The following is a 19,020-nucleotide window of genomic DNA, read 5'->3' on the forward strand; positions in this document are numbered from 1 at the left end:
CTTGTCCAACTGCAACCGGTCGGGCGCGAAGCCTTGGGGCCTCGATCCAGAGCGCGGTCGCTGCTACGCGATCAGCGCCATTTCTGCCGCTGTGGAAACTCCCGGCAAACAGCCCTTACGCAACCTTGACGTCGATCTTTTTCGCGGGCTTTTTCGCGTCGGGCTTCTTCGGGAGCGTTACCGTCAGTATGCCCTTCTTGAAGCTGGCTTCGATCTTGTCGGCATCGACGCCCTCCGGAATGGCAAAGTAGCGTTCGAATGAGCCGAAGCGGCGCTCCTGGAGATGATAGCCGTTTTGCTTCTCCTCCTTCTCCTCCTGCTTTTCGCCCTTGATGGTCAGCCCACCGTTGTCGAGCTTCACCTCAAAATTCTTCTCGTCCATTCCGGGCAGCTCGGCGGTGACCTTGTAGGCGCTGTCGTTCTCAACGATGTCGACGGCCGGAGTGGCGGTCAATTTCAGTCCACGCCCCCAGAGCGGCTCGATATCGAAGGGCGAACGGCGGAACGGCGACAGCCATGAACCTCGATCGAAATCCTCGAACAGTCGATCGACTTCCCGGCGCAGGCCTTCAAGCGGGCGCCATGCCTGCACCGCGGTGGCGGCTTGGTCGACTTTCTTTTCTTCGGTTTTCACCGGCAGCTTGGTTGCAGCTTCAGCCATAATGAAATTCTCCTATCAACTGAAAGGACGACACTTCCCCCGCTAAGGACTTCTCGCTTCCGCTCGATATCCCGACAGGTGAGACTTCAGACTCAACCGGCTGCTACGCGACCAGTGCCATTTCGGCCGGCTCGGGCCGGGCCTCGACCGATTCAGCAGGCTTCGCGGACGGCGCGATTTCCTGTTCGGCGATCAGCCAGAATTCGGTGTCGCGCCCGCTGGGTTGTCCTGCCGTTTCCCAGAGTTGATAGGCCCGGCAGTTGATGAGGTTTTGCGTTGCTTGATCCATGGCGTCTGCTCCTTCTCACGGTCATCGGGTCGCGTCGCATCCGGACGATGGTCAGCCGATCCCAAGATTTAAAAAATCAATTCTCCAATTTCTGCGGCGAGGCGAAGCCGAACCGAAATCTCTAGCTGGCATCGAACTCATCCTCTCTGGATCGACACCCCCTGCACTCGGCAAGGCACGCGCGCATGGCTGCGAGTGCGGCTTTGCTCAGCCGCACCGGGTCGCCTTCTCCGGACGCGGCGAGGGCAAGAATCTTGTCCGCCAAACATGCCTGGATCGCCGGGAGGCGCTCGGTCTTCGTCAAGGCCCTGGTCGCATGAATTAAGGCGCTCTGCAGCAAATCGAACTGCCCTGGCAGAAATCGTCTCAACTGCAATTCGGTCATTTCAATTGCTCAAGGTTGATGAATTGACGGCGATCCCCCGGATCCGGTGGGGGCAAAGTCGTTCCGGGGAATCGCCATTCCATCACCGTTCCCGGGAAGGGCATGCCGGCGATGAAAGTTGAGTTTCGGGTGTGGTTTCCGGCTTCATTTGCCTTGGTTGCGCCGCATGTGCGGCTTGCTGGACGACCAGAATCTGAAGCAGCGCCTTCAGCACCCTGCGCTGGTCGTGGTCTGAGCTTTCATTCAGCGCCCGGCGATAAAGCTTGAAGTTCTCATTGCGGATGAACTGCTGCATGGGCCGTCTCCCGGAGATGAGGCGAGAATGCGATCAGTCGCCTGAGCTGCCGACGGCAACAAGGTGATGATGAAGCCTATGCATCCCGCCAGGAGATGTCGGCACGGTATGCGACTCAAGCCTATTCCGGATCACCACGTAAGAATTACGTGCCGGCTATGGTCAGGTTAAGCCTGACGTACCGTCGTTTGCGTGCTACGATAGCTAACGTTGGCGAAATCTCCAGTCTCGATCTATGATCGCGTGACGTTTGCGCATCGGATTTGATAACGAAAAGTGAGTTCGCTATCTGTCGAACCGCGGTCTCAGGGACACCGTTTCTGATCGACGAAGTTTTGAGGACGTCACGCGGTGACTACCAAGTCTCGTATCTTTGTTGCCGACGATCATCCGCTCATTCTGGCCGGATTGCATAGGCTGATCGCGGCGGAGGCCGATTTCGAGGTCGTGGGCGAAGCCGAGACGGGACCGGCTGCGCTGGACGGGATTCGTAGATCGAAACCCGATGCAGCCATTGTCGATATCGCTTTGCCGGGAATGGACGGCATCATGCTGACACGCCACGTCGGCGCGGAGATGCCGAAGGTTCGCATCCTGATTCTCTCGGTAAGTGAGGATCGAACCTATCTGACGCAGGCCATCGAGGCCGGCGCGCGAGGCTATCTGGTGGAGCGATCGGCCGCCGCGAATCTTGCCATCGCCATTCGGGTCGTTCTGGTGGGAGGCCTCTATATCGATCCGGCGGTCGCCTTTCGGACGCTGAATCGGCCCTCGATCTTCGGCGCCACTGAGACCTCGGCGATCCGGGAATTATCGGAGCGAGAGACCCAGGTGCTGAAACTGTGTTCGCATGGGCTGACCAACAGGGAAATTTCAGCCCGCGTCGGCGTCAAGACGATCGAAACCTTCAAGGCCCGTGGGCTCAACAAGCTGGACATCAAGAGCCGCGCCGATCTGGTGCGTTATGCGTCGCGGATTGGCTGGCTGGCCGACATGTAACCGCTGCCCGGCCTCACGCCCGCGCTTCGCAGACATCGACCCATTCGGCATTGACGAGCTCGGCCATCCGCTGCGGTGCGATCCGCACCGCGCTGTGGATCGAGCCCGCGGCCGGCACCACGATGTCGAAGGCCCGCAGCGAAATGTCGCAATAGATCGGCAGCGGCGTCTTCAGCCCGAACGGGCAGACGCCGCCGACCTCGTGGCCGGTGATCTCGGCGACTTCGTGAACGCCGAGCATCTTCGGCTTGCCGCCGAACGCGGCCTTGGCCTTCTTGTTGTCGAGCCGGGCGGTGCCGCTGGTGACCACCAGCACCACGCGCGCGCCGATCCGCAGCGACAGCGTCTTGGCGATTTGCTCCGGCGGCACGCCATAGGCCTCGGCCGCCAGCGCCACGGTCGCCGAACTCATCGTCGATTCCAGCACCGCGATCTCGGGGGCATGGGCGGCGAAGAACGCGCGGACGGACTCAAGACTCATGACTGCTGCCTTCGGTTCAAATCGACCGTCATGCCGTGCCTGCGCTGCAAGCGCAGCGCAGCCCGGACGGCGATCCTGAAACCGTGGCAGGAGGCGTCACCGCGCCGACACCAAGTGCGGCAGTTCCGATCGCGTGTGAATGCGTCGCGCTGCCACCCATTGTTGCGATCACGCTCGGCCTCGGTGATACCGCCCGACGCTAGCGCATCATCAGAGCCAATTGAAGTATCGCCGCACGGAAGCCAGCCATCTCTCGCCGCGTCCGAGCAGAGGTGATGAGCGCGTCGTCGATGCCCGAGAGAGCCGCTTAATTTCGCGCTAACTGAAACTCCTAACATCTTCTCCATTTGTGCCGTGTAATCATACCGTCAAGGGAGAACGTTACGTGGGCATCTTTTCGGGCGGCGTCGACCGTGAGCAAGCGATGCGACATGCGCCGGCATCGTCGGCAACGATTCTAGAAGCTGTGCGGCCTTTTTCCCATCGCGTCGGCCAAGCCATGCTTGGTCAATCGTTCCCTGAGCACCTCGAGTCGACAAATGCCAACATTGTTTCCCGAGCAGGTTGAAGAATTCATTTGTGAACTGGATGCGGCCGTCGAGGCGCATTTGGGCTGGACCCGCCGCATCTTGCGGTGTGCCGTGTTGCGAACGTCGCCCGGCAGGGACGTTCTTGCCCATGACGCCCATTGTCGCTGCCGGTTTGGCCAGTGGCTGGGTGCGCATCGTTCGCGTTTCAGCGAGATTGACGAGGCCGCCACCATCCGGTTGTCGCACCAGCACAAGCGCATGCACGGTGCGGTGCGCAAATTGTGTTCCGCGATACTCGACGACGGCGTCGGTCAATTGGCCGACCTTGAAGTCTTTGAGGCCAGCCAGGTCGCCTTCATCTCTGAACTGGCGCATTTCAAGACGGGATTTCTCGCGCAAAGCGCGCGACTGGACACGCTCACCGGCCTGCCGCTGCGGTATGGGCTCGAGACCGAATTCGCACGCTTTCGATCAAGCGCGAACCGTCTTGGCAAGAAGGTGGTGTTGATGATGATCGACATCGATCATTTCAAACTCGTCAACGACACCTACGGACACGGTATTGGTGATCAGGCCTTGAAGCATGCCGCGAGCATCATGTCTGCGCAGGCACGCAAGGACGAGCCGATATTCCGATTCGGCGGCGAGGAGTTCTTGCAGATCATTCAGGTGAACGTCGCCGAAGACGCCGCTGTCGCGGCTGACCGGCTATTGCGGGCATTCAGGAATCATCCAATGAAATTGCCCGACAATCAGCCGCTGTATTTGCGTGTCAGCTCCGGCCTGGCCGAGGTCGAGCCGGGTGAGGAGATGGAGCGCGCAGTTGCGCGCGGCGACCAGGCGCTCTACGCAGCGAAAGCTGCCGGTCGCGACCGCTGGTGCTGGGCCGACGCGAGCGTGGCCCAACCTCGCAAGTCGGCTAACGCCGCGGAAATGCCAGTTGGCCAGCCGTCACTGGAGAGCGTCGCTTGACGGATCTTCATTGCAGCGCCCGCTGGTGCGGAGGGTGCGCTAGGGGCGCATGAACATGAAGTCGGCATCGGGGTCGCAATTCTCGGCGACGAAGCGCAACTCCGACTGCACGTCGGCGACATTCCTGGATTCGAGATATTTCGCGACGACGAGGCCGAGCAGCGAACGGCAGACGCCTTCGTGGCCCAGTCCCGCCGCTTCGGCCTGTTCGACGGCCGCTGAAAAATGACGCTTCGCGATCTCGGTTGCGGTCATTTCGCTTTCCCTTGTTGATTTCTTGGCATATGGTCCCGCAATGCAATGGGTGTTGCATTGCGCGCTTCAATAACGACGTTGGCCCGGAAGGCGTACCAACTATCATTGGTCCCGTTCTCCGACGGTTCCGGCGGTTGGGCGCCGTCGACGAAGGCGTGCCCCGCGTCGCGCAATGTCGTTGCGCGGCTGGCCGATATCTACTTGGCGGCGGGCAGCAGTTTGGCGAAGTCGCCGTCGAGCGAGGCCAGCGCGGCGTCGATCCGGCCGCGCCGTTCGTCGATCCAGCCGCTCTGCGCCGTCAGCGTCTGCTTGGCGGCGCTCAACATCCGGCCCATTTCGGCGGGCTGCGGTCCACCGGCGGTGGCGCGGTTGCGGACGATGGCGACGGGGTCCAGCGTCGCGCGGAATTCCGCCTCGCTGATCGGCAGCGCGCCGCCGTCCAGCTTCATCTCCGCCAGCGTCTTGGCGTAGATGCGCTGCGCCTCCGCATAGGGGAAATCGGTCGGCTTGATGTTGTTGGCCTTGGCGTAGTCGACGATCTCGGACGCGAAATGATGGCCGGCGCGGAACGGCAGCCGATATTTGCGCATCAGCAGGTCGGCGAGCTCCTGCGAGGCGGTCCAGTCGCTGTTCAACTCCTCCAGCGCCCGCTCCGGGCTGATCACCAGCGCGTTCAGGATGCGATCCCAACTTTGTAGCATCCGCGTGGCGCCTGCGATCACCGCGACATTGTCCTTGACGCTCTTGGCGTCGGACATGCCGGGCGGAATATTGTGGGCTTCGATCGCACGCCCGATGCCGAGTGCGATCACCATCGAGGCCTGGGCGCGGGTGTCGTTCAACAGGCCGGGGTTGCGCTTCTGCGGCATCGCGCTGGAGACATAGGTGTTGCCGCCGCCCTCCTGCAGCAGGATCCAGGGTCGCGGCTGCGCGTATTGGGTCATGACGTCCTGGACGAAGGCGCCGGTGTGGAGCGCAATGCTGGTGGCCAGCGCGCCGATCTCGACCGGCATCTCGGTGGCGAGGATTTGGGCTGCGTCATAGGCGTTGTCGACCGTGGCGGAGAAGCCGAGATAATTCGCCATGCGGTCGCGGTTCAGCGGCCAGCTGGTGCCGTTCAGCACCGTGGTGCCCATCGCCGAGCGGTCGAGCCTTGCATAGGCCTCGCGCAGCCGCTGCGCGTCGCGCTCCAGCCCCGCGACATGGCCGAGCAGATAATGGCCATAGCTGTTGGGCTGCGCGGCGACGCCGTTGGTGTAGTTCGGCACGATGGTGCCGACATTGGTCTCGGCCAGCCGGACCATCGAGGCGGTGGTGGCGTTGATTTGTGCTGCCAGCTTCAGCACCTCGTCGCGCATGATCGCGGCGCGGACAGTGGCGAGCATGTCCTGACTGGAGCGGCCGGCGTGCAGCAGCGTCGCCTCGACGCCCGCGGCGGCGATCAAAAGCGGCTCGAAGGTGATGACCAAAGTGGGGCGGCTGGCGCCGGGCTGTGCGCCGGCCTTCAGCATGGTGTCGAGCCCGGCGGCGATCCGCGGCGCGATGGCGCGGTCCAGCAGGCCTTGCTCGGTGTTGATGACGGCGCTGGCCTTGTTGATCTCGCCGAGCCAGAAGAAGTCGTCGCGGCCCGGCGCGGCCGGCGCCGGCTGCTGGGCGAAGGCGGGAAGCGCGGCGACGGTCAGTACAACGGCTGCGACGCAGGTGTTGAACTTCGACATGATGGTCTCGACTCAGGCTCGGCGTTGGCGGGATAGGCGGTCAGCCCTGTCGGTCCGATGTGGTTGCGCGATGCTGACGCGTTTGTCCTAGGGGCGCATGAACATGAAATCGGACTCGGGATCGCAATTCTCGGCGACAAAGCGAAGCTCGGCCTGGACGTCGGCGACGCTCCTGGATTCGAGATATCTGGCGACGACGAGGCCGAGCAGCGAGCGGCAGACGCCTTCATCGCCCAGCCCGGCCGCTTCTGCCTCATTGACGGCCGCGGAGAAATGCAGCTTCGCGATCTCGGTTGCGGACATGTCGACTCCCGTTTTTGATCTCTTGGCATGCGGTCCCGCGATACAGTGGGACCCCGCAGCCTTCAATAACGATGTTGGCCGGGAATTTGCAATTTGCTTCATCTCGATTGTGTTCAATTCTGAAGAAATGGCTTGCTTTCCCCTCCGCGCGATTGTCTTGAAGGCACCAAGCACCTAAAGAACTTGCTGATTCGGCCTGTGGCCGGGCAGATGCCGGTCCATGCGTTAGGGTGCAAGGCAGTTGCGGCGCAGGTCGCTGCCCGCTCGTAGATGTGGCGTCCGAAGAGCGTTAGACGCGCCCGGAATCAATCGAGCAGGCTGAGAATGAATAGAATAGCAAGAACCAGCCTGTCGCGGCGTTCCCTGCTCGGCGGCATCATGTCGTCGACCGCCGCCAGCAGCTTCGCCATCGCGCAGGGGCGCGAGAAAGTCACGTTCGGCACCAGCTGGCTGGCCCAGGCCGAACATGGCGGCTACTACCAGGCGCTGGCCGACGGCACCTATGACCGCTTCGGTCTGGACGTGACCATCCTTCCGGGTGGCCCACAGAACAACAATCGCCGACTGCTGTCCGCAGGGCGGATCGACTTCTGCATGGGATCGAACCTGCTGCAGGCGTTTTCAGCCGTCGAGCAGAATATTCCCACGGTGGTCGTGGCCGCGATGTTCCAGAAGGATCCGCAGGTCCTGATTGCCCATCCCGGCCAGGGTATCGAACAGTTCTCCGACCTGCAGACGCTGCCGACACTGTTCATCTCGAAAGAGGGCGCGATCTCCTATTTCCAGTGGCTGAAGAAGGACTATGGCTTCCGCGACGAGCAACTGAAGCTCTACACGTTCAACCCGCAGCCGTTTATCGCCGACAAGCGCTCGGCCATGCAGGGCTACCTGACGTCGGAGCCGTTCAGCATCCAGCGGATGGCGGGATTCCAGCCGAAGGTGTTCCTGCTCGCCGATTACGGCTACGACACCTATGCCAGCACCATCGAGACCACCTCGCGGCTGGTGAAGGAGCGCCCTGCGACCTGCCAGAAATTCATCGAGGCGTCGATCGCCGGCTGGTACAACTATCTCTACGCCGACAATTCCGCCGCCAATGCCCTGATCAAGAAGCACAACACGGAGATCAGCGACGACGCTATCGCCTATGCGGTCGGCCAGATCAAGGCGCAGGGTATCGTCGATTCAAACCAAACGAATATTTCCGGCATCGGTGCCATGGACGAGGCCCGGGTGAAAAGCTTCTTCGACCGCATGGTTCGCGCCGGGGTCCAAACGCCCGCCATCGACTGGCGGCACGCGGTCGACACGCGCTTCGTCAACAAGGGGTTTGGAATGGAGTTGCGCAGGCCGATCTGACCGTCGGGATGTCACCGGCGCCAGCATCCCGACCCGTCCCGTACTATTAAGGAATACTTTGTTAACCAAATCTTGTTCCCTGCGGCGTAGGACGGCAGGACAGCAACGTGTCGGCACCGTCCGACCTACCCGAACTGGAGATTCCAATGGGAATGTCGATCGGCGCCAGCCGGGGCTTTTCGGCCCAGGTCTCGCGCCCGGTTTCGCAGCCCGCCCCGCCGCCGTCACCGCCGGCCGATTCGAAGGCATCCTCGGCCAGCGGCGACGCCTTGGTGGCAAGCCTCCTTGCCGACAGCGGCATCGGCTCGCAGGTCAACAAGACCGCCTGACGCCGGAGACGGGCGAACGCGAGCAGGGTCGTTCCGCTCGCCCTTCTGCCGCACCCCGCCAGGGTGATTGACTTTAACCATGCAAGATCAGGCGCCTGCCATTCCGGACCGTCGCGTCGACTCAGTTCCGCGCCTGTTGCTGTTTTCCGGCAGCCTGCGCCGCGAATCACACCAAAGCCGCTTGCTACGACATTTTGTATCGGTGCTCGGCTCCGCATGCGACATCGACATGCTGACACCGGCCGACGTCGACCTGCCGCTGTTCGATCAGGATCTCGAGCAATCCGAACTCGTGCTGGCCAAGGTCATCGGCCTTCACCACCGCTTTGAATCTGCCGACGGGCTCATCGTCGCATCGCCGGAATACAACGGTCACGTGTCGTCCTATCTCAAGAATACAGTCGACTGGGTCTCGCGACTGCCGCGGATCGACTCCCGCTACGCCGCGCGCAATGCGTTTCACGGTCGGCCGCTGCTGCTGGCGAGCGCATCGACGGGGTGGACAGGCGGAATTCTCGGCCTGCAGAATGCGCGGTCGATCTTTTCCTATCTTGGCTGCACCGTCGTCGCCGACCAGATCTGCGTGTCCGACGCAGAGCAATGCATCGTCGACGATCGCTTTCGTTTCCACGACGGTTTCGCCGAACACATCGAGAACGTGCTGAAGCGGTTCGTCACGGTCGTCGAGAGCCTGCGTTCCGCGCGCGCCGCGGCCTGACGACGGAACGCCGCGGCAGCGATCCAAATTCAGCCAACGGAGCCGCATGCATGGCACATCTCCTGCTCCTTGAAGTTCCCGGCGGTAACGATTTCGCGTTGCTGGAGGATGCCGTCGCCGCGGGCCACGACGTCACCTTCGTGACCGCCGACCTTGCCCACTATCGCTCGCAGGGCGAGGCGACCCTGGCCGCGCTGGCGCAGGCCCGCGAGGTCATCGAGGTCGCCCCCTTCACCTACCCACAGCTCGAGCAGGCCGCACTCGCGCTGCACGCGCGCCGGGCCGTCGACGCCATCCTCTGCCTGATCGACATTCGCCTGGTGGAGGCCAGCCTGCTGGCTGAGAAACTGGATCTGCGGTTCTTGAACCCCGCAACGACCAGGCTGATGCGCGACAAGGTCAGCGTGCGCCAGACCCTGGCGCGCAAGGGGATCCGGCAGCCGAAATTCGCTCTCGCCGAGAGCGCCGATCAGGTGCACGCCGCCGTGCTGCAAATCGGATTCCCGGTGCTGGTGAAGCCCGCCGACGGCTACGGATCGCAGAACGTCAATGTGGTCGAGTCGAAGGAAGAACTGGAGCGGCTGCTCGAATTGCTGGACGGGCTCACCGCGCATCCCATCGACTACGGCCTCGGCGTCCAGGCCAACAACCGCTATTCGGTCGAGCAATACATCCGCGGCAGCATGATCGGCTGCGACGTTTTTTCCAACACGCAGGAGCGAGTCCTGCTGGGGATCAACGACAAGCTGATGTTCCCGCCGCCGTCGTTTGCCATTCGCGGCAGCTGCTTTCCTTCGGCGCGATACGATACGACGGCCATCAAAGACTATGCCTTCCAGATCCTCGACGCGGTGAATTTCGATTTCGGCGCCGCGCATATCGAGATGATCGTCGCCGACGACGGGCCGTATCTGGTCGAGGTCAATCCGCGGCTGGTCAGCGCCCAGATTCCCTATCAGATGGGCTATGCGCTGCAGCGTTCGATCAATCTGGATCTGATCGACCTGCATCTTGGCGCATCGCTCGCGGAATTGCGCGACATCCAGCCGCGTGCCTTTAGCGCCATCCGCTGGATGACCGCTGCGCGTGCGGGAACGCTGTCCTCCATCGACCTGCCGCAGCGGACCGGCGACGAGATCTGCAGGGTCGTGCTCTTCAAGAAGCCAGGCGATTTGGTGAAGCCGCCCCTGAGCAATGGTGACCGTATCGGATACGTGATCGCCACCGGCGCCACGCAGCTACTAGCGGAACAGGCTGCGGACCGATACGTTCACGACACCGATGTGGCGATCTTGTAGCGCGTCAGATCCCCAGCAGTTTGCGCGCGTTGTTTTTCAGCACCTTCGGCCGGATCTCGTCGCGGATCTCGAGCTTGGCGAAGTCCGCCATCCAGCGATCCGGGGTGATCACCGGCCAGTCCGAGCCGAACAGCATCTTGTCCTGCAACATGGAGTTGATGTAGCGCACCAGGATCGGCGGGAAGTACTTCGGCGACCAGCCGGACAGGTCGATATAGACGTTCGGCTTGTGGGTCGCGACGCTCAGCGCCTCTTCCTGCCAGGGGAACGAGGGATGCGCGAGGATGATCTTTAGGTCGGGAAAATCCACCGCGACGTCGTCGATATGCATCGGGTTGGAATATTTCAGCCGCATGCCGTTGCCGCCCGGCATGCCGGAGCCGACGCCGGTCTGCCCGGTGTGGAACAGCGCGATCGCGCCGCCTTCCTGGATCGCCTCGTACAGCGGATAGGCCATCCGGTCGTTCGGATAGAATCCCTGCATGGTCGGATGGAACTTGAACCCCTTGATGCCGTAGTCGGCGATCAGCCGCCGCGCCTCGCGGACGCCGATCTTGCCCTTGTGCGGATCGATCGAGGCGAACGGAATCAGCACGTCGGCATTCTGCCGCGCAAGTTCGATCATCTCGTCGTTGTTGTAACGGCGAAAGCCGGTCTCGCGCTCGGCATCGACCGGGAAGATCACCGCGGCGATCTTCTTGGCGCGATAGTAAGCGGCGGTCTCCGGCACGGTCGGCGGATGCTTGTTCGGCGACTTGAAGTACTCGGCCATCTTGGCCTGGAAATCGTCATAGCCGTCGTCGCCATGGCAGCCGCACGGCTCCTCCGCATGGGTGTGGATGTCGATCGCTACCAGGTCGTCGGGATTGAGCAGCGCGAGTTGGGTCATGGGGGCATCCTGACGGGTGGGGAGGGGCGAAAACCCCTGCCATGGAACTGACCCGGGTTTGCCGCAAGCTTGCCGCAGCGGATTACCAAGAAATTCGGGGCCGCGCCAACCGCCTTGCGCCCGGTTCCGGCCGGATCGCCGTCGCTGAAACCGGGGAGCGCGGTCCACCGGCAAAGCGCGGCCGGGCAGGCGGATCGATTGACATTCCACCGGCCGATGGCCTATGAACTGCGGGTCTTGGCGTGGCTCGGCCGCGCCGGGGACAAGCATTATTTTCCAACTTTCGGCCAGTCCCACACGGCCTTTCAAGAGCATCAGGATAGTCCCATGAAGGTCCGTAACTCGCTGAAATCGCTGCGCTCCCGCCACCGCGACAACCGCCTCGTGCGGCGCAAGGGCCGGGTCTATGTGATCAACAAGGTGCAGCGCCGCTTCAAGGCCCGCCAGGGTTGATTCCGGCTTTCGAGCCCGCCTGACCAGTCCGCATCACGGCCCTTTGACGCAACCGCTGCTTTGCAGCGCGATCAGGCGCGTCTACACTTCATCGATGGCCTCTGGATTCTCCGCGTTCCGCTATTCCACGCTGGCAGCGTTGTTCGCCGTCGCCGGTGCGCTGACGCCGCTTCCGGTGCAGGCCCAGATTCCGGAAAAGATTCAACAGAAACAACAGCTAAAGCCGCCGGAGCCGCCGCCCAGATTGCCCCGGGTTAGTACCGATCGCGGCAAGGGACTGGATTTTCTGTTCGGTGCACTGAAAGCTGCGCCGGACGAAGCCAGCGCCAAACATGTCGAGGCGAAGATCTGGGCGCTGTGGACCCAGACCAGCAGCGATACCACCGCGCTGTTGATGTCGCGGGCGAAAACCGCGATCGCCGCCAAGCAGATGGATGTCGCGCTGAAATTGCTCGACGCCGTGGTCAAGCTGCGACCCGACTATGTCGAAGCCTGGAACCGCCGCGCGACGGTGTATTATTTGCAGAATGACTACAACCGCTCGCTCGGGGATATAGAGCAGGTGCTGCTTCGCGAGCCGCGCCATTTCGGCGCGCTGGCCGGGCTCGGCATGATCATGCAGGACCTCGGCGACGACAAACGCGCGCTCGATGCGTTCCGCCGGGCGCTGGCGATCAATCCACACCTGGAAAAGGTGCCGGAACTGGTCAAGACCCTGACCGAGAAGGTCGAAGGCCGCGATATCTGATCGGGCACCCGAAACCTTCGCCACGGCGGAGCGTAACTTCTCGGTGCACAAATTCTACCGGACATTCTTGATGATGCTTGTAGGTGCCGCGGCTGCGCTGGCCGCTCTGGCGCTGGTCACGCAGGTCGGCATCGTCGCGCTGCGGTGGCAGTATCCGCCGCAAGGCAAACTCGTCGATGTCGCCGGCGGAACGATGCATGTCGTCGAACTCGGGCCGCGTGATGCGGCCGGACCGCCGATCGTGATGGTCCACGGCGCCAGTTCTAATCTCGGCGCGATGCGGCTGCCGCTCGGCGAGATGCTGGCGCGGACCCATCGCGTGATCCTGATCGATCGACCCGGGCACGGCTGGAGCACGCGTGACGATCTGGAACCCTCATCGCCCGCGACGCAGGCGAAGATGATCGATCAGGCGCTCGACAGCCTCGGCGTCCGCGGCGCCATCCTGGTGGTGCATTCGCTGGCCGGGGCGCTCGGTGCACTGATGGCGCTGGACTATCCGGCGCGGGTCGCGGGGCTGGTGATGCTGGCGCCGGTCACGCATCCCTGGCCCGGCGGCGTCGGCACCTACAACAAGATCGTGACGATGCCAGCGATCGGGCCGCTGTTGGCCGCCACGATCACGCTGCCGCTCGGATGGCTGCTGACCGGACCGAGCGTGCGCGCGGTTTTTCAGCCGCAGATCATGCCGGAAGGCTATGTCGAGACCACCGCCACGCCGCTATTGCTGCGGCCGCGGGAATTCCTCGCCAACGCCTGGGATCTGGTGACGCTGAAACCCGCGGTGCGGGAACAGTCGTCGCGTTACGCCGATATCAAGGTGCCAACGGTGGTGATCCATGGTGACGCCGACACGACGGTGTCGCTCAGGATCCATTCACGGCCATTTGCGGCGACGGTTCCCAATGCCAAACTGATCGTGCTGCAAAATGTCGGGCACATGGTGCAGAATGCGGCGCCCGATCTGGTACAGCGCGAGATCGAGGCGATGATCGCGCCGTCTGACACAAAACCGATATCGGCGATGCGCTAACTTACAAATTTCATCCAACCAATCTATGGAGTATCGCATGACTACGACATCCGGATCGGCCAAGTGGCAGGGTGGTATCAAGGACGGCAAGGGCGCCATTTCGACCAAGAGCGGCGCGCTCAGTGATTATCCCTATGGCTTCGCCAGCCGCTTCGAGGGCAAGCCCGGCTCCAATCCGGAGGAACTGATCGGCGCCGCGCATGCCGCCTGCTTCACGATGGCGTTGTCGTTGATCCTCGGCGAGGCCAAGCTCACCGCCGACCACATGGAGACCAAGGCCGACGTAACGCTGGAGAAAGTGGGTGACGGCTTTGCGATCACCTCGGTGCATCTGACGCTGACCGCGAAGATCCCCGGCGCCGACAAGGCGAAATTCGAGGAATTGGCGGGCATGGCCAAGGCCGGCTGCCCGGTGTCGAAACTGCTGAATACCAAGATCACGCTGGACGCGACGCTAACGAGCTGAGACGTCGCGCCTCACATATCCGCGTCGCCGTTCTTCCCGACATAGGCGATGCGCACCATGTTGGTAGTGCCCGGGGTGCCGAGCGGAACGCCGGCGACAACGATGATGCGCTGGCCGGCGCGTGCGAAACCGTCGCGAAACGCGATGCGGCCGGCGCGTTCGATCATGTCGTCCTGATCCTGGGCGTCCTCGGCGACGACGCAGTGAACGCCCCAGACCACCGACAGCTTGCGGCCGGTGGCGAGGCTCGGCGTGATCGCAACCACCGGCGGCTTCGGCCGTTCGCGCGCCACCCGCAGCGCGGTCGATCCCGAACTGGTCCAGCAGATTACCGCCGACAGGTCGAGGGTTTCGGCGATCTGCCGCGCCGCGCTGGCGATGGCGTCGCCGGCGGTCGCTTCGGGATCGGGCCGCTGCGCCATCAGCACGGTCCGGTAGGTCGGATCGCGTTCCACCTCTTCGCCGATCCTGTTCATGGTCGAGACCGCCTCGACCGGAAACTTTCCGGCCGCCGATTCCGCCGACAGCATGATCGCGTCGGCGCCCTCATAGACCGCCGTTGCGACGTCCGACACTTCGGCGCGGGTCGGCACCGGGCTGGTGATCATCGATTCCAGCATCTGCGTCGCCACCACCACCGGCTTGCCGGCGCGGCGCGCCATGCGCGTCATCTGCTTCTGCAGGCTCGGCACCCGCTCCAGCGGCAGTTCGACGCCGAGATCGCCGCGCGCCACCATCAACGCGTCGGCCGCTTCCAGGATTTCCGGCAGCCGGTCGATCGCCTGCGGCTTCTCGATCTTCGCCATCACCGCGGCGCGGCCGCGGATCATGCGTTTGGCTTCGTGGACGTCCTCGGCGCGCTGCACGAATGACAGCGCCACCCAGTCGATCCCGGTCTCCAGCGCGGCTTCGAGGTCGGCGCGATCCTTCGGCGTCATCGCCGACACCGGCAGGTCGGTGTCCGGCAGGCTGACGCCCTTGCGGTCCGACATCTTGCCGCCGATCACCACGCGGGTGACCGCGAAGTCCGTCGAGGTCTCTTCGCAGATCAGCCGCACCTTGCCGTCGTCGAGCAGCAGCGCATCGCCGACCTTCAGCGCCGCAAGAATTTCCGGATGCGGCAGCTGGACACGGCTGGCGTCGCCCGGCTCCTTGTTGCAGTCGAGAATGAAACTGGCGCCGTTGTTGAGCTGGATCGAGCCGCCGGCGAACGAGCCGACGCGCAGCTTCGGTCCTTGCAGATCGACCAGAATGCCGATCGGGCGGCCGTAGCTGCTCTCGACATTGCGGATGGTCTTCACCAGCTCGCGCATCTTGTCGTGTGAGGTGTGACTCATATTGATCCGGAACACGTCGGCGCCGGCCTCGAACAGCTTGCGGATCATCGCGCTGTCGGATGAGGCGGGGCCAAGCGTGGCGAGAATCTTGATTCGTCGCAGCCGCCTCATGGCTTGGTTCCGGGCGCATCCGGCGTCAGCCCGGGCGTGGCCGGTGCGGTACGCCCAGGCGTTCCGGACAAGCCGGGAACTGCGACCCCCGGTGCCCCGGGAATGCCCGGCAGGCGCTGGGTGTTACGTTCGTCGCTTTCGGTCAATTGCACGGTCCAGGCTCGCTGTTCGCCGGTATCGACCTCGAAAAAGCCGGTGCGGTCAAATCCCCGCGCCAGGCAATCCTCGGTGCCCTTGATGGTGAATTCCTTGTCGCGCGAGCACATGAAAGCCTGTCCTGACCATTCGCCGCCGCGGTCGTAATCGAGAGCGTAGATATAATAGAACCGTGCGACCAGCGTGCCGCGCAGCAAGGTCTCGCAGGCGCGCGACGAGACATTCCACCAGCCCTCTGTGGTCCAGCCGTCGACGTCCTTGTAGCCCAGCGCAATGCCAACCCGGCTGGAGGTGTTGTTGCAGAGCCGGAAATCTGCCGCCGCCGGCGCGCTCCAGAGCCAGAACGCGGCAAACGCCAGCACCGCCATCGGACCGGCGGGACGGCGACGCAACAATGACATGCGGTCAGGAGAATCGTCTGTGATCATTCAGCCAAGCTATATCAATTCGTTGAGGATTTCGCGTGACGCGGCAGGCATGTCAACGGCGGCTCCGCGATTTTCCGGTGCTGCGGAACGGGATGGTTTCCGAGGGGCTTCCGGCGGCATCATCGAAGGCTCCCTTTAGCGCCAGGATGTGGCAGAATCTGAGACAACTCCTATTTGGGGTCAATGCCCCGCGGCACGACGGATCAAGGTGATGGCGATGGACGACAAGACCAGGACGGAACTCGAGGCGGCGGCGTTCCGCCGGCTGGTCGCGCATCTGCGCACCCGGACCGATGTCCAGAACATCGATCTGATGAATCTCGCGGGATTTTGCCGCAACTGCCTGTCGAACTGGCTGAAGGACGAAGCCGACGCCAAGGGCGTGGCGCTGAGCCGGGATGAGAGCCGCGAGGCGATCTACGGCATGCCTTACGAGACCTGGAAGGCGGCGCATCAGAGCCCCGCCAGTCCGGAGCAACTCGACGCCCTGAAGAAGAGCCACAGCGGGCACTGACACGTCGGAATTTCGGCATCTTTCACCAGGCTGAATCCGGCCGCCGATTTCTTTTGTGCGGTCGCTGTGGATGAGCGCGATGCTGCCTTGACGCAAGCGGCCGCACTGATGAGTGTCGATGTCAGATGCGGTGCGTGGCGAAACGTCCGGTCCGCGAATCCCCAAATGTCAGTTGATCCAGGAGTACAGGATGGCCACCTCCGCCGCCGCCGTGAACGACGAACCCGCGACCAAATTCGCCAAAGACCAGCTCAAGGCCATCATCGAGCGCATCGAGCGGCTCGAAGAGGAAAAGAAGACGATTTCCGATGATATCCGCGACGTCTACGCCGAAGCCAAGGGCAACGGTTATGACGTCAAGGCGCTGCGCACCATCGTCCGGATGCGCAAGCAGGACGCCAACGAGCGCGCCGAGCAGGAAACCATTCTCGAGACCTACATGCAGGCGCTCGGAATGCTGTGAGGCGGCCGGCTGGTTCGCTCGAACCGGCAGCGACCAAGGGCGTCATGCGCGGGCTTGCCCCGCGCATTCACATTGATCGACGTTGAAGATTGAAATGCCGCACAGCGCTCAGCGCAGCGCGGCGGTCCGCACGGCGAACGGGGTGGTCGACAGCGTGGTCACCGCGGAGCCGGTGAACGTGTCGCAGAACAGGCCGGGCTGTGGGTCATCCGAGAAGTTCATCGCCACCGCAGTCTGCGGCTTGACGAAATACGAGCTCATCACCGTCAAGTCGGCATCACCCATCACCGTCGAGTGCATCGATGTGCTGGCGCTGGGCGCCAAGATCATCGCGCGCATCCAGACATCGCTGTCGCGGGATCCTGCGGCGGCGAGCCGGGTCGAGGTCGCGACCACGCTGGGCTTGCCCTTGGCGACCACGGTCGTGATGGTCGTCACCGCCATTGGATTGCGCGCAACCGAGGCCGGCCGGATGCCGCGCGGAATCGGAGCGCTGGCGGTTACCACCGGGGCGCGATCGACGGCGGGCTGGGCTGGCTCCGGCGCATAGGCCATGGCCTGGAATGTCGCCGACACCGACGCGGTCGATTGCGGATCGGCCGCCGCCAGCGCCTGTCGGGCGCCGAGTGCTGCGATCTGCGCCGGGGAGGCCTGTTTCGGCGTGAGCGGCATGTCGTCCCAGAAGCCGCGGGCGTTAATGATGTCAGCCGGCGTTTGCAGTTTCGGTTCGGAGGTCGCCGTCTTCCGTTTCGCGGCCGGCGTCGCCTGCTCGTCGGCGGAGGCCAGCTGGAACGTTGCCGCGGTGGCGGGTTTGGCTCGCGGCATCGGCACCGGATCCGAGGATTTCGCCTCGGCGGTCTGGGCATCGGCCAGTTTCGGATCGGTCGATTTGGCGACCGCGCTGCGGAGCGATGAGATCAGGCCAGCGGGCGTCGCTCGTTCAGCAAATGGAGCCGCGCCCTCTTCATCGTCTTCAGCGGATCGGCCCTTGAACAGCGACGCGAGCAGGCTGGGCTTGCCGGGGGACGAGACATCGCCGCCATCGCCACGCTTTTGGATATCGGCGAGCGCGAGTTGATAGCCGGCAAGCGGACGGCCGTCGGTGGGAAGGTGAACGGTCCGCCCGTCGGGGAACACGCGGGCGAGTTGGTCGCGGGTCATCCGGGGCCAGTGACGGATGCTGCCAGTATCCAGATGGACAAACGGGGATCCCGAGGTCGGGTAGAAGCCGACGCCGCCCCGCTGCAGGCGAAGCCCGGCGAAGCGGATCTTCTCGAGCGGGACACCCGGAACGAAGAAATCCATGGCGTGCCCCAGCATGTGCTGGCTGTGGCGCGCGACGCCCGAGGAACGGCGCCGAAGCATGGCGTTGGTGGCGGGGGCGCGGTAGGCGGAAATGATCTGGATCGGCTGCGTGGCGTCGACGTCGCGGGTGACTTCCCAGAGAATGTCGAACAGATGGGGGTCCATCTTGGTCTGGTCCTGGCTGCGCCAGTCCCGAAGGAAGTGATTGAGCTTGCTCAGGGACTCGTCGTCATAACGGCCATTGCGCTTGAAGGTGACGGTCAGGTCTTCGTCGGAATGGGTGTGGTGGAACGACAGGGTGCGGGTCTCGCCCAGCGCCGTCGCATCGTGGACCGAACCCGCGCCAGCCAGCAGCAGAAGCGACGTCAGTCCGGCGCCATATCCGGCGCGCGGCAACGACAGCGATCTGAAACGGCGCGCGAAACCAGCCAGCACGAATATGAGCCCACCCAGAGGACGTTTCAGTCGAGCAATCCGATCTCGCGACCCCATGTTGCGAGAAAGGATGAAGGCAATCTTAACGAG

General features: G+C 63.3%; 24 protein-coding genes. 12 read left to right on the forward strand and 12 right to left on the reverse strand.

All coding sequences use genetic code 11. The features are described from left to right. Positions 1–115: 115 nt before the first annotated feature. The 4 genes from HXX15_RS18475 to HXX15_RS18490 form a co-directional block, all read right to left on the reverse strand. The gene (locus HXX15_RS18475; protein ID WP_296517839.1) at positions 116–661 is read right to left on the reverse strand and encodes an Hsp20/alpha crystallin family protein; all 546 of its coding nucleotides are present in this window, start codon (positions 659–661) and stop codon (positions 116–118) included. A 103-nt stretch (positions 662–764) separates the two neighbouring features. Next, the gene (locus HXX15_RS18480) at positions 765–950 is read right to left on the reverse strand and encodes a DUF2934 domain-containing protein (RefSeq protein ID WP_296517840.1); all 186 of its coding nucleotides are present in this window, start codon (positions 948–950) and stop codon (positions 765–767) included. 121 nt (positions 951–1,071) lie between these two features. Next, positions 1,072–1,335 carry a hypothetical protein gene (locus tag HXX15_RS18485; protein WP_296517841.1) on the reverse strand — a complete coding sequence of 88 codons (264 nt, stop codon included), beginning with the start codon at positions 1,333–1,335 and terminating at the stop codon, positions 1,072–1,074. 82 nt (positions 1,336–1,417) lie between these two features. After that, positions 1,418–1,630 (reverse strand): hypothetical protein, encoded by a 213-nt coding sequence (locus tag HXX15_RS18490; RefSeq protein WP_296517842.1) that lies wholly within the window; start codon positions 1,628–1,630, stop codon positions 1,418–1,420. Positions 1,631–1,981: 351 nt separating this feature from the next. Between HXX15_RS18490 and HXX15_RS18495 the strand changes: the two genes are divergently transcribed. Beyond that, positions 1,982–2,629 carry a response regulator transcription factor gene (locus tag HXX15_RS18495; protein ID WP_296517843.1) on the forward strand — a complete coding sequence of 216 codons (648 nt, stop codon included), beginning with the start codon at positions 1,982–1,984 and terminating at the stop codon, positions 2,627–2,629. A gap of 13 nt (positions 2,630–2,642) precedes the next feature. Here the strand turns inward: HXX15_RS18495 and HXX15_RS18500 are convergent, their stop codons facing one another. Next, the gene (locus HXX15_RS18500) at positions 2,643–3,110 is read right to left on the reverse strand and encodes a YbaK/EbsC family protein (RefSeq protein ID WP_296517844.1); all 468 of its coding nucleotides are present in this window, start codon (positions 3,108–3,110) and stop codon (positions 2,643–2,645) included. 539 nt (positions 3,111–3,649) lie between these two features. Between HXX15_RS18500 and HXX15_RS18505 the strand changes: the two genes are divergently transcribed. Next, positions 3,650–4,612 carry a diguanylate cyclase gene (locus HXX15_RS18505; RefSeq protein ID WP_296517845.1) on the forward strand — a complete coding sequence of 321 codons (963 nt, stop codon included), beginning with the start codon at positions 3,650–3,652 and terminating at the stop codon, positions 4,610–4,612. A gap of 39 nt (positions 4,613–4,651) precedes the next feature. On the opposite strand, the gene HXX15_RS18510 is transcribed toward HXX15_RS18505, so the two are convergent. From HXX15_RS18510 to HXX15_RS18520, 3 genes are all read right to left on the reverse strand, one after another. Then, the gene (locus tag HXX15_RS18510) at positions 4,652–4,867 is read right to left on the reverse strand and encodes a hypothetical protein (RefSeq protein WP_296517846.1); all 216 of its coding nucleotides are present in this window, start codon (positions 4,865–4,867) and stop codon (positions 4,652–4,654) included. Positions 4,868–5,064: 197 nt separating this feature from the next. After that, positions 5,065–6,585 carry a lyase family protein gene (locus HXX15_RS18515; protein ID WP_296517847.1) on the reverse strand — a complete coding sequence of 507 codons (1,521 nt, stop codon included), beginning with the start codon at positions 6,583–6,585 and terminating at the stop codon, positions 5,065–5,067. An 87-nt stretch (positions 6,586–6,672) separates the two neighbouring features. After that, positions 6,673–6,888: a hypothetical protein gene (locus tag HXX15_RS18520; RefSeq protein ID WP_296517848.1), complete on the reverse strand. Its 216-nt coding sequence runs from the start codon at positions 6,886–6,888 to the stop codon at positions 6,673–6,675. Positions 6,889–7,212: 324 nt separating this feature from the next. Between HXX15_RS18520 and HXX15_RS18525 the strand changes: the two genes are divergently transcribed. From HXX15_RS18525 to HXX15_RS18540, 4 genes are all read left to right on the forward strand, one after another. Further along, positions 7,213–8,247 carry an ABC transporter substrate-binding protein gene (locus HXX15_RS18525; RefSeq protein ID WP_296517849.1) on the forward strand — a complete coding sequence of 345 codons (1,035 nt, stop codon included), beginning with the start codon at positions 7,213–7,215 and terminating at the stop codon, positions 8,245–8,247. 107 nt (positions 8,248–8,354) lie between these two features. Then, positions 8,355–8,576 (forward strand): hypothetical protein, encoded by a 222-nt coding sequence (locus tag HXX15_RS18530; protein ID WP_296517850.1) that lies wholly within the window; start codon positions 8,355–8,357, stop codon positions 8,574–8,576. Positions 8,577–8,655: 79 nt separating this feature from the next. Further along, the gene (locus HXX15_RS18535) at positions 8,656–9,294 is read left to right on the forward strand and encodes an NAD(P)H-dependent oxidoreductase (RefSeq protein ID WP_296517851.1); all 639 of its coding nucleotides are present in this window, start codon (positions 8,656–8,658) and stop codon (positions 9,292–9,294) included. Next, positions 9,177–10,592, forward strand: coding sequence for an ATP-grasp domain-containing protein (locus HXX15_RS18540; RefSeq protein WP_296517852.1), 1,416 nt, complete (start codon positions 9,177–9,179; stop codon positions 10,590–10,592). The genes HXX15_RS18535 and HXX15_RS18540 overlap by 118 nt, the downstream gene beginning before the upstream one ends. Before the next feature lie 4 nt (positions 10,593–10,596). Here HXX15_RS18540 and HXX15_RS18545 read toward each other — a convergent pair whose 3' ends face one another. After that, on the reverse strand, positions 10,597–11,481 hold the full coding sequence (locus HXX15_RS18545; RefSeq protein ID WP_296517853.1) for an amidohydrolase family protein: 885 nt from the start codon (positions 11,479–11,481) through the stop codon (positions 10,597–10,599). 327 nt (positions 11,482–11,808) lie between these two features. Between HXX15_RS18545 and ykgO the strand changes: the two genes are divergently transcribed. From ykgO to HXX15_RS18565, 4 genes are all read left to right on the forward strand, one after another. Then, positions 11,809–11,934: a type B 50S ribosomal protein L36 gene (ykgO, locus tag HXX15_RS18550; RefSeq protein ID WP_011474396.1), complete on the forward strand. Its 126-nt coding sequence runs from the start codon at positions 11,809–11,811 to the stop codon at positions 11,932–11,934. A gap of 94 nt (positions 11,935–12,028) precedes the next feature. Then, positions 12,029–12,682 (forward strand): tetratricopeptide repeat protein, encoded by a 654-nt coding sequence (locus HXX15_RS18555; RefSeq protein ID WP_296517854.1) that lies wholly within the window; start codon positions 12,029–12,031, stop codon positions 12,680–12,682. A 70-nt stretch (positions 12,683–12,752) separates the two neighbouring features. Then, positions 12,753–13,715 carry an alpha/beta hydrolase gene (locus tag HXX15_RS18560; RefSeq protein ID WP_296517855.1) on the forward strand — a complete coding sequence of 321 codons (963 nt, stop codon included), beginning with the start codon at positions 12,753–12,755 and terminating at the stop codon, positions 13,713–13,715. A gap of 37 nt (positions 13,716–13,752) precedes the next feature. Further along, positions 13,753–14,181, forward strand: coding sequence for an OsmC family protein (locus tag HXX15_RS18565; RefSeq protein WP_296517856.1), 429 nt, complete (start codon positions 13,753–13,755; stop codon positions 14,179–14,181). 11 nt (positions 14,182–14,192) lie between these two features. Here HXX15_RS18565 and pyk read toward each other — a convergent pair whose 3' ends face one another. After that, positions 14,193–15,629, reverse strand: a complete 1,437-nt coding sequence (pyk, locus tag HXX15_RS18570; RefSeq protein ID WP_296517857.1) for a pyruvate kinase — start codon at positions 15,627–15,629, stop codon at positions 14,193–14,195. Further along, positions 15,626–16,153: a DUF1036 domain-containing protein gene (locus tag HXX15_RS18575; RefSeq protein WP_296517910.1), complete on the reverse strand. Its 528-nt coding sequence runs from the start codon at positions 16,151–16,153 to the stop codon at positions 15,626–15,628. The genes pyk and HXX15_RS18575 overlap by 4 nt, the downstream gene beginning before the upstream one ends. Before the next feature lie 271 nt (positions 16,154–16,424). On the opposite strand from HXX15_RS18575, the gene HXX15_RS18580 reads away from it, so the two are divergent. Together HXX15_RS18580 and HXX15_RS18585 are read left to right on the forward strand one after the other, a co-directional pair. Then, positions 16,425–16,727 (forward strand): DUF1244 domain-containing protein, encoded by a 303-nt coding sequence (locus tag HXX15_RS18580; protein WP_296517858.1) that lies wholly within the window; start codon positions 16,425–16,427, stop codon positions 16,725–16,727. A 190-nt stretch (positions 16,728–16,917) separates the two neighbouring features. Continuing rightward, positions 16,918–17,190 carry a DUF2312 domain-containing protein gene (locus tag HXX15_RS18585; protein WP_296517859.1) on the forward strand — a complete coding sequence of 91 codons (273 nt, stop codon included), beginning with the start codon at positions 16,918–16,920 and terminating at the stop codon, positions 17,188–17,190. 108 nt (positions 17,191–17,298) lie between these two features. Here the strand turns inward: HXX15_RS18585 and HXX15_RS18590 are convergent, their stop codons facing one another. Then, positions 17,299–18,930 (reverse strand): DUF882 domain-containing protein, encoded by a 1,632-nt coding sequence (locus HXX15_RS18590; RefSeq protein ID WP_296517860.1) that lies wholly within the window; start codon positions 18,928–18,930, stop codon positions 17,299–17,301. Positions 18,931–19,020 lie beyond the last annotated feature (90 nt).

This window comes from Rhodopseudomonas sp., from assembly GCF_013377015.1.
GTDB lineage: Bacteria > Pseudomonadota > Alphaproteobacteria > Rhizobiales > Xanthobacteraceae > JARJEH01.